This window comes from Actinomyces sp. ICM58 (assembly GCF_000283035.1).
Classification (GTDB): Bacteria; Actinomycetota; Actinomycetes; order Actinomycetales; family Actinomycetaceae; genus Pauljensenia.
In genome coordinates, this window is record NZ_ALIY01000128.1 from 1 (window position 1) to 8279 (window position 8279).

Annotated in this window: 5 protein-coding genes and 1 rRNA gene; 5 read left to right on the forward strand and 1 reads right to left on the reverse strand. The window is 64.1% G+C overall.

The features are described 5' to 3' along the window. The 4 genes from HMPREF1138_RS06205 to HMPREF1138_RS06220 form a co-directional block, all read left to right on the forward strand. On the forward strand, positions 1-877 hold an 877-nt coding region (locus HMPREF1138_RS06205; protein ID WP_009057774.1), incomplete at its 5' end, for a hypothetical protein. A 27-nt stretch (positions 878-904) separates the two neighbouring features. After that, positions 905-1927, forward strand: a complete 1023-nt coding sequence (locus HMPREF1138_RS06210) for an SDR family NAD(P)-dependent oxidoreductase (RefSeq protein ID WP_009057777.1) — start codon at positions 905-907, stop codon at positions 1925-1927. A gap of 106 nt (positions 1928-2033) precedes the next feature. After that, positions 2034-3632: an alcohol dehydrogenase catalytic domain-containing protein gene (locus tag HMPREF1138_RS06215; RefSeq protein ID WP_009057772.1), complete on the forward strand. Its 1599-nt coding sequence runs from the start codon at positions 2034-2036 to the stop codon at positions 3630-3632. Positions 3633-3749: 117 nt separating this feature from the next. Further along, on the forward strand, positions 3750-4577 hold the full coding sequence (locus HMPREF1138_RS06220; RefSeq protein WP_009057780.1) for a hypothetical protein: 828 nt from the start codon (positions 3750-3752) through the stop codon (positions 4575-4577). Between the two features lie 85 nt (positions 4578-4662). Here the strand turns inward: HMPREF1138_RS06220 and HMPREF1138_RS06225 are convergent, their stop codons facing one another. Continuing rightward, positions 4663-6144, reverse strand: coding sequence for an alanine/glycine:cation symporter family protein (locus HMPREF1138_RS06225; RefSeq protein ID WP_009057778.1), 1482 nt, complete (start codon positions 6142-6144; stop codon positions 4663-4665). 568 nt (positions 6145-6712) lie between these two features. Between HMPREF1138_RS06225 and HMPREF1138_RS06230 the strand changes: the two genes are divergently transcribed. Continuing rightward, positions 6713-8254: ribosomal RNA gene (locus HMPREF1138_RS06230) — 16S ribosomal RNA — on the forward strand. Positions 8255-8279: the final 25 nt, after the last annotated feature.

The following is an 8279-nucleotide window of genomic DNA, read 5'->3' on the forward strand; positions in this document are numbered from 1 at the left end:
CCGCCTCGAGCGCACCCTCGCCATGGCCGCGCGCGCCAACGCGATCCTCACCGACCTCGGCCTGGAGCCCTTCGACCCGCAGACCGACATGGTCGGCATCTCCCAGTACGCCAACGGCGGCGGGATCACCGAGCGGCACCTCCTGGCAGCCATGGCCTCGGCCCTGATCCGCGGCTTCGGCCGCGGCCCGGCGCTGGTCCAGGGCCTGGACTCGATGGGCGTCAAGGTACCCGCTTCCCTCGCGAGCGTCCTGTCCGACGCGGACAACCCGCACCTCATGTACGACCTCCTGGGCGTCCTGAAGGCCAACTACCTGGATCGCATCTACATCCAGCCCACCGACGAGCTGCCCAGCGCCGCCGAGGTCGTCGCCTTCGCCGACTCGGTCGGCGCGATCGCCACCTACGCCTACCTGGGCGACGTGTCCGCCTCGCCGACCGGCGACAAGAAGGCCGAAAAGTTCGAGGACGACTTCCTCGACGAGCTCTTCGAGCACATGGAGTCCATCGGCCTGCGCGCCGTGACCTACATGCCTCCGCGCAACACCCCCGAGCAGCTGGCGCGCATCCACGCGCTCGCGGCCGCCCACGGCATGCTCGAAATCTCGGGTGTCGATATCAACCAGCCTCGCCAGCGCTTCACGTGCGAGGAGCTGCGCCGCCCCGAATTCGCGGACCTCAACGAGGCCACGTGGGCGCTCGTCGCGCACGAGGCCCTGTCCTCCGTGGATCCCTCCCTGCACCTGCTGGGCCGCACCGGCCGCCTGACCCCCGAGGCGCTCTCCGAGCGCATCAGTCAGTACGCACCCCTGGGTCGCGCGATTGCCGACGGCGAGGACGCCGCCGCTGTTGCCGCCCGAGCCACATCGATTAACTGACGATCACCGTCAAGAAAGAGAGACATCATGAGTAACGCCCCCGAGGTACGCGGGCTCTTCCTCAAGGCCCTGGGTCGCCCGGTCATCGTGGCGCCCTCCACCGCCGACCCCACCGTCACCTTCGACGGCCCCCTCACCGAGGTGTGCCCCTGCTCCCTGAAGGAGACGGAGCTTCCCGTCGTCGTGCGGGCGGGGGAGGAGACCTACGAGGTGCGCCCCACGCGCACCGGCGAGCGCACCATCAACGGCCGCGTCGCCCTGGTCACGGGCGGCGCGCAGGGATTCGGCGCGGAGATCGCCCGAGGCCTCGTCGAGGCCGGCTGCTTCGTGTACGTCGCCGACCTCAACGGTGAGGGCGCCGCCGCCAAGGCCGCCGAGCTCGGCGGCGAAGGCGTCGCCCACCCGATCACCGTCAACGTCGCCGACGAGGACTCCGTGGCCGCGATGGCCGCCGAGATCGAGCGCGTCACCGGCGGCCTCGACCTGGTCGTCTCCAACGCGGGCATCGTGCGCGCCGGCTCCGTCCTCGAGCAGGACGCCTCGGCATTCCGCCTGTCCACGGACATCAACTACGTGGCCTTCTTCCTGGTCACCAAGCACCTGGGACAGCTCCTGGCCCGCCAGCACTCCACCGCCCCCGAGTGGCTCACCGACATCATCCAGATCAACTCCAAGTCCGGCCTGGTTGGCTCGAACAAGAACGCCGCATACGCGGGCTCGAAGTTCGGCGGCATCGGCCTGGTCCAGTCCTTCGCCCTCGAGATGGTCGCCCACGGCGTCAAGGTCAACGCGATCTGCCCCGGCAACTTCTACGACGGCCCCCTCTGGTCCGACCCGGACCGCGGCCTCTTCGTCCAGTACCTGAACTCCGGGAAGGTTCCCGGCGCCAAGACCGTCGCTGACGTCAAGGAGTTCTACGAGGCCAAGGTGCCCATGCGGCGCGGCGCCCAGGGCATCGACGTCCTGCGCGCGATCTTCTACATCGTCGAGCAAGAGTACGAAACCGGTCAGGCCGTGCCCGTCACGGGTGGCCAGGTCATGCTCTCCTGACACCGCCTCGAGGCCGGGGCCCCAGGGTGGTCACGGTCCCCTCCGCGGGCGCCCCGGCCTCGTCCCTCCCGTTCCCATCATCGTTTTCCCAGTGAAGGAGTCAGTCATGACCCAGGTTCCCTCCACCCAGTACGCCATCCAAATCGTCGGCAAGGAGGAGTTCGTCGTTAACCCGGCGAAGCCCGTTGACCCCGTTGGCCCCACGCAGATCCTGCTCGAGGTCGAAGCCTGCGGCATCTGCTTCTCCGATACGAAGCTGCTCCACCAGTTCGATGGCCACCCGCGCAAGTCCGACGTGGCGGCGGGCATCGACCTGGACGCCCTCAAGGACATTCCGTCCTACCACCCCAACCAGGAGGCGGTGACCCCCGGCCACGAGCCCGTCGTGCGCGTCGTGCAGGTCGGCGAGAAGGTTACGCACTTCAAGGTTGGTGACCGTCTGCTGGTCCAGGCGGACTGGAAGCACCTGCGCACCGCGAAGTCCAACGGTGCCTTCGGCTACAACTTCGACGGTGCACTCGAGGAATACGTCGTCGTCGACGAGCGCTGCGTCGTGTCCCCGGACGGCGAAGAGTACCTGATCCACGTGTCTGAGGGCCCCTCGGCCGCAGCCGTCGGCCTCATCGAGCCGTGGGCGACCGTCGAAGGCTCCTACGCGTGGGCCGAGCGCGATCACGTCGCCGACGGCGGGCGCCTGCTGGTCGTCGGCGAGGGCGACATCGATGCGTTGACCGCCGAGCACAAGCCCGCCGAGGTCGTGCGCGTCGCCGCCGACCAGGTCGAGGGCGTCGACGGCGAGTTCGACGACGTCGTGTTCTTCGGCTCGGACGCCGACGCGATCGAGAAGGCCGCGCTCCTGATCGGCACCCGCGGCACCATGTGCGTCGTCCTGGGTGGCGGATCGATCGAGCGCAAGGTGTCCCTGGACATCGGCCGCGTCCACTACGACTTCATTCGCTTCTGCGGCACGACCGGATCGGATCCGCGGCAGGGATACGCCTGGATTCCCGCTAACGGCGATCTGCGCGAGAACGACCGTTGCGTCTTCGTCGGCGCCGCCGGCCCGATGGGCGTCATGCACACGATGCGCGCCGTCACCTCGGGTGTCCCTGGCATCTCCGTGGTCGGCACCGACCTGTCGGACGAGCGCCTGGCGAACCTCGCGGCCGTCGTCGGTCCGACCGCCGAGAAGAACGGCGTGCCGCTGGACATCATCAACACCGCCTCGACGCCCCTCGAGCACGGCTACACCTACGCGACGTGCCTCGTGCCCGTCCCCGCGCTGGTCTCCCAGGCCGTCGACCTCCTGGCCCAGGGCGGCATCCTCAACGCGTTCGCTGGCATCCCGGCCGGCACGTTCGGTGACTTCGACCTGCAGGGCATCATCGAACGCCAGATCTTCATGCTGGGCACCTCCGGCTCTGACGTGTCCGACATGCGCACGGTTCTGCGCAAGATCGAGGACGGCGTCATCGACACCACGATCTCCCTGTGGGCGGTCACCGGCATGGCGGGCTTCGGCGACGCCATCAACTCGGTCATCAACCGCACCTCGGGCGGCAAGATCATGGTCTTCCCGTCGCTGCACGACCTGGGCCTCACGCCGCTGAGCGAGCTGGCCGAGAAGTTCCCGCAGGTCGCGGCCGCCATGAAGGACGGCCTGTGGACCAAGGAGTCCGAGGAAGCGCTGCTCGCCACGGAGTAAGCGCACGCTCGTGCGATAGGGCCCCGGCCTCGTTCATGTTCCTGGGACGAGGTCGGGGCCTTCTTTCTCTGCGATAATGAGGGGGCAAGCGTTGCGGGATGGAACGAGGAGGTTCCCATGACAGTCAACGATCGCGCCTCGCAGGAGCGCTACGTGGCGCTGCAGGCGTGGCTGTACGGGCAGATGTCCCCGCGCGCGCCTCACGCGACGCGGTGTTTCGCAGAGGATCCGCTGTGCCTCTACGACGCGTTTCTGTCAGTGCTTGTCGGCACGGGGTTGGGGTTCGCCCAGTTCGACGATAATCGCGCCCATCACGGGCTCTACGCCTTCGACTTTTTCGTGGGAGACATCAAGGTGCCGTCGCTCGGCAAGGGCGTTGATGGGCAGAGGGCGACCGGCATGGCGGGGGAGTATGCGACGGACGCCACCGGCCGTGCGATGTGCCATGCCCTCGTCGACACGTGGCTCGGGGAAACGGGCAGGCGCATCCCGTTCGTGGCCTCCGTGATCGCCTCCGTGGACACCCTCGAGCTCGTCGCCGATGTGAGCGTCGACGAGTGCGTCTTCGAGTGTGACCTGCCGCCCGGATACGCGCGCTCCACCGCGAACTGCCCGTGGGAGGACGGGAGCCTGCCGATCGGCGCGCTCGATTCGTCTCTGGTGATCCCCGGTCCACTCATCTACGTGGAGGCGGGCGTGCGATACGAGGGACAGGTTCTGTTGTGCTCGGGCTTCGACGAGGCCGTGGCCTCGTGGGTGCAGATGGGGCTCTCTGTGGAGTCCTCCATGGCCTCCGGCACCGGAGCGACTGCCGTTCTGCGCGCCCCGCACGGGGGCCCTGAGATGCTCGGGTGGGCTGCCGACGCAGTGGCTCGCGCCCTGTCCGCGTGCGGGTACACCGGGGTAGTGCAGATCCGAGCGCGCTTCGCTCACGCGCCGGCGTAGTATCCGATCGCCCCGCCGTCGCGCATAACGAAGCCCCGGCCTCGTCGATGCGAGGCCGGGGCAAGGCGTGTGGAGCAGTGCTCGCTTAGACGGCCGCCTTCTCGGCAGCGTCCTTGGTGGAGGCCGGAGCCTTATCCTGCCAGTAATCCAGTTCGGAGGGGTCCAAGCCAATCGAGGAGGCCTTGAACTTCGGGTCGAGGCCCGCCTTACGCTGCGCCGTGTAGTCGTCAGCGCAGTCGACGGCGATCTTGCCGAGGAACACGATGACGGGCAGGTTGATGAGCGCCATGAGGCCCATCAGGATGTCGCCCAGGTTCCACGCGACCTCAAACTTCAGGAGCGCGCCGCAGAACACCAGGGCAGCGGCCGCGAGGCGGAAAACGGTGAGCATCCAGTGCTTGATCTCGATCTTGCCCAGCAGGAAGCGGAAGTTGACCTCGGCGTAGTAGAAGTTGCCGACCAGCGTGGTGAACGCGAAGAGGAACAGTGCAACCGAGATGAAGACCTGCGCGACCGGCTGACCCAGAACGGTGGCCATCGCGTCCTTGACGAGGGGAGCACCCGTCACGCCGTTGTCAGAGCCGACGCCCGAGGACAGGACGACGAACGCGGTGAAGGTACAGATGATCATCGTGTCGATAAAGACGGAGAGCATCTGGACGAGGCCCTGCTTGGCGGGGTGCGACACGGAGGCGGAGGCCGCAGCGTTAGGAGCCGAACCGACACCGGCCTCGTTCGAGTAGAGGCCACGCTTGATGCCGTACATCATGGCCGATCCCGCGAAACCGCCGAAGATAGCGTCGAAGTCGAAGGCGCCGTGGAAAATCGCGGAGAACATCGCGGGAATGTTCTGGTAGTTGACGGCGATGACGACCGCGCCCACACCCAGGTAGATAATCGCCATGATCGGGACCATGTAGCCCGTCACGTCGGTGAGGCGGCGAGTGCCGCCCAGAATCGACGCGGCCATGAGGACCGCGAGGATCGCGCCGACAAACCACGGCGTCCAGGCATTCGCCCAGCTGTAGTGCATGAAGGTGTCAGCCACGTTGTAGGAGGCCAGCAAGTTGAAGCCACCCATGTAGGTCAGAATCAAGACGATTGCGAAGAGGTAGGCAAGCCAGCTCGCCTTCAAAGCGGTCTGGATGTAGTAGGCCGGGCCACCGTAGGAGTGGTGGGGGCCCCGCTTCTTGTAGATCTGCGCGAGCGTCGACTCGATGAAGGCCGAGGCGCCGCCGAGCGTGGCAATGACCCACATCCAGAAAACAGAGCCGGCACCGCCGAGAGTCACGGCGGTGGCGACGCCCGCAATGTTACCGACGCCGACGCGCGAGGCCGTGGAAACCATCAGCGCGCGGAAGGAGGACACGCCGCCTTCCTTCTTCGGGGGCTCCATGACGACGCGGAGCGCTTCGATAAACATGCGCAGCGGAAGCGCGCGAGTGAAGAGGAAGAAGAAGAGGCCAACCGCGATCAGAAGCGCGACGAGCAGGTACGTATACATGAAGCCTGAAATCGTATCCAGGGTCCCGGCGAGATCGAAGTCCGGGGGCAGGAGTCCATTCATCGTTGTTCCTAGTGTTGACGGAAGCGGCGAGACCGCTCGGATAACGGGAGTATAGCCGCAAGGTCAACGGTTGGTAAAGTTTTGGGCAAAAAATGTGATGGTTCGGGTACGGGTGCAGGTTGCGGGCTGATAGGGGCCAAAATCTTCGCGGCGTAGGGCACATTCTGTTTGATATTCTGTGTGCTGCAACATGAAATCGGGCGATTTTGGGCCGTTTGTAGCGCTCGAACGTGAAGAAAGTGGCGGAATTCTGCGGAAAGGCTCGGAGAGGGGCGTGTGGGTGTCATGATTTGACGGTCCGCTTGGAAGTGCGTATTGTTTTCCTTGTTGCGCCGAACGGCAGCGAACAAAGCGAAGAGCTGAGATCGCGGAAACATGGCGCAGAACGCCTTTCGAAAACATGCGAGTCTTCGTGTGTGCTTGATCGTGTGGGTGTTGTTTGTGAACTCGATAGTGTGTTTGTTTGTTTTGTTTATGCCTGTTTTTTGTTTTTGAGTGTTTTTGGTTGGGATTGCTGGCCGGGCTGTTTTGTTTGGTTGGTTTTTCTGGGCTTTAACGTTTTTGTTTTTGTTCGGAGAGTTTGATCCTGGCTCAGGACGAACGCTGGCGGCGTGCTTAACACATGCAAGTCGAACGCTGAAGCCCAGCTTTTGTTGGGTGGATGAGTGGCGAACGGGTGAGTAACACGTGAGTAACCTGCCCTCTTCTTTGGGATAACGCCCGGAAACGGGTGCTAATACTGGATATTCACTGGCCTTCGCATGGGGGTTGGTGGAAAGGTTTTTTCTGGTGGGGGATGGGCTCGCGGCCTATCAGCTTGTTGGTGGGGTGATGGCCTACCAAGGCTTTGACGGGTAGCCGGCCTGAGAGGGTGACCGGTCACATTGGGACTGAGATACGGCCCAGACTCCTACGGGAGGCAGCAGTGGGGAATATTGCACAATGGGCGAAAGCCTGATGCAGCGACGCCGCGTGAGGGATGGAGGCCTTCGGGTTGTAAACCTCTTTCGCTCATGGTCAAGCCGCAACTGTGGGTTGTGGTGAGGGTAGTGGGTAAAGAAGCGCCGGCTAACTACGTGCCAGCAGCCGCGGTAATACGTAGGGCGCGAGCGTTGTCCGGAATTATTGGGCGTAAAGGGCTTGTAGGCGGTTGGTCGCGTCTGCCGTGAAATCCTCTGGCTTAACTGGGGGCGTGCGGTGGGTACGGGCTGACTTGAGTGCGGTAGGGGAGACTGGAACTCCTGGTGTAGCGGTGGAATGCGCAGATATCAGGAAGAACACCGGTGGCGAAGGCGGGTCTCTGGGCCGTTACTGACGCTGAGGAGCGAAAGCGTGGGGAGCGAACAGGATTAGATACCCTGGTAGTCCACGCTGTAAACGTTGGGCACTAGGTGTGGGGGCCACCCGTGGTTTCTGCGCCGTAGCTAACGCTTTAAGTGCCCCGCCTGGGGAGTACGGCCGCAAGGCTAAAACTCAAAGGAATTGACGGGGGCCCGCACAAGCGGCGGAGCATGCGGATTAATTCGATGCAACGCGAAGAACCTTACCAAGGCTTGACATGCACGGCGGCACTGCAGAGATGTGGTGGCATTTAGTTGGTCGTGTGCAGGTGGTGCATGGTTGTCGTCAGCTCGTGTCGTGAGATGTTGGGTTAAGTCCCGCAACGAGCGCAACCCTTGCCCTATGTTGCCAGCACGTGATGGTGGGGACTCGTGGGGGACTGCCGGGGTTAACTCGGAGGAAGGTGGGGATGACGTCAAATCATCATGCCCCTTATGTCTTGGGCTTCACGCATGCTACAATGGTTGGTACAGAGGGTTGCGATATCGTGAGGTGGAGCGAATCCCTTAAAGCCAGTCTCAGTTCGGATTGGGGTCTGCAACTCGACCCCATGAAGGTGGAGTCGCTAGTAATCGCAGATCAGCAACGCTGCGGTGAATACGTTCTCGGGCCTTGTACACACCGCCCGTCACGTCACGAAAGTTGGTAACACCCGAAGCCCATGGCCTAACCACGTTTGTGGGGGGAGTGGTCGAAGGTGGGATTGGCGATTGGGACGAAGTCGTAACAAGGTAGCCGTACCGGAAGGTGCGGCTGGATCACCTCCTTTCTAGGGAGCCCAGTTTTGTGGGGAA